The organism is Spirulina sp. 06S082 (genome assembly GCF_034932145.1).
Taxonomy (GTDB): domain Bacteria; phylum Cyanobacteriota; class Cyanobacteriia; order Cyanobacteriales; family Spirulinaceae; genus CCY15215.
On the sequence record NZ_JAYGHV010000114.1, the window covers coordinates 1 to 1129 of the forward strand.

The 1129-nt window shown below is 48.3% G+C and carries 1 pseudogene; it reads left to right on the forward strand.

Annotated elements, in window-relative coordinates:
- Positions 1-978, forward strand: a pseudogene (locus VB714_RS27370) (glycosyltransferase); the annotation flags it as partial.
- Positions 979-1129 lie beyond the last annotated feature (151 nt).

A 1129-nucleotide genomic window follows, 5' to 3' on the forward strand; every position in this document is an offset into this window, starting at 1 on the left:
GATCCTCGAGTTGGAGCCGTGGTGATTGGACGCAATGAAGGCGACCGATTGATATGCTGTCTACTGTCGATGATTGAGCATGTGGCGCAAATTGTGTATGTAGATTCTGGTTCTACCGACGGTTCTCCTGCTAGAGCGGCTGGTATGGGGGTGGAAATCGTCCATCTGGACATGAGTATTCCATTCACGGCCGCACGTGCAAGAAATGAAGGGGTTTATCACCTGCTGAATAAACACCCTGATATTGAGTACATACAGTTTATTGATGGAGATTGCGAAGTCAGCCCAGGCTGGATCTCAAAGGCGCTTAATTTTCTTGACCATAATCCTCAGTATGCAGTGGTGTGTGGGCGTCGTCGGGTACGATACCCCACCCATTCTGTGTACAACTTGATGTGTGACTTGGAATGGAATACACCAGTGGGGGAGGCCAAAGCTTGTGGTGGTGATGCCAGGATGCGGGTTAAGGCATTCAGTCAAATGGGTGGCTAGCGCGCAAATCTGATCGCTGGTGAGGAGCCGGAGTTATGTGTACGGCTACGAAAGCACCACTTGAAAATCTGGCGTCTGGATGCTGAGATGACCATGCATGATGCAGCGATTTCCAAATTCAGTCAGTGGTGGAAAAGAACCATGCGCGCAGGACATGCGTTTGCCGAGGGCGCTTACCTTCATGGGGCTACTGATGAACGTCATTGGGTCAAGGAGGCCAGGCGGCCATGGATTTGGGCCTTTCTGATCCCTCTGATGGCTTTGGTCAGTATTGCCTTGTTTGAATACTGGGGCTTGCTGCTGCTGCTGATCTACCCCTTGCGCATTTTGCATTTGGCGCTGAAATACAAGCTCGCTCATCAACCATATCCATTGACGCAGGCCGTGTTTTCTCTGGCCGGCAAGTTTGCTGAATTTTATGGACAACTAAGATTTCATTTTAATCGATGGCTCGGAAGAGCTATTAGGTTAATTGAATACAAATGAGATACTTATTAAATCAGACATGATTAGCCTTGCATCCTTTTATCCAAATTTCTTTCATGTTGCAGGGATTGCCTATGCGGCGCTGAGTATTCATGAAGCGATGCATATGAAACAGTTGGATGTTTTGTTGATGGGTATTGCTTCAGGCAGG